We start from the raw sequence: 274 nt of genomic DNA on the forward strand, positions 1-274 counted from the left end.
CAGTTCGCGGGCCAGCTCGTAGATCTGCCCGAAGCGGGCCCGGGTCTGCTCGCCGATGACCGGGTCGGCGCTGGCGGCGAAGCCGTGCAGGAGCACCTGGAGCAGCTCGCGTTCGGCGAGAAACGTGGTGTAGCCGCGGCCCAATGTGGCCGCCGTGGGGTTCGGGTCGGTCGCCGCCGCCTCCCGGAACACCGCCTCGATGCGGTCGCATACCCGGTTCAGCGCGGCCAGGAACAGCTGCTGCTTGGTGCCGAACAATCGGATCACATACGGC

Annotated in this window: 1 pseudogene; it reads right to left on the reverse strand. The window is 69.7% G+C overall.

Annotated elements, in window-relative coordinates:
- Positions 1–274: pseudogene (locus GV792_RS28925) on the reverse strand (TetR/AcrR family transcriptional regulator); the annotation flags it as partial.

The sequence above is a fragment of the Nocardia cyriacigeorgica genome, assembly GCF_010868145.1.
Lineage (GTDB): Bacteria > Actinomycetota > Actinomycetes > Mycobacteriales > Mycobacteriaceae > Nocardia > Nocardia cyriacigeorgica_D.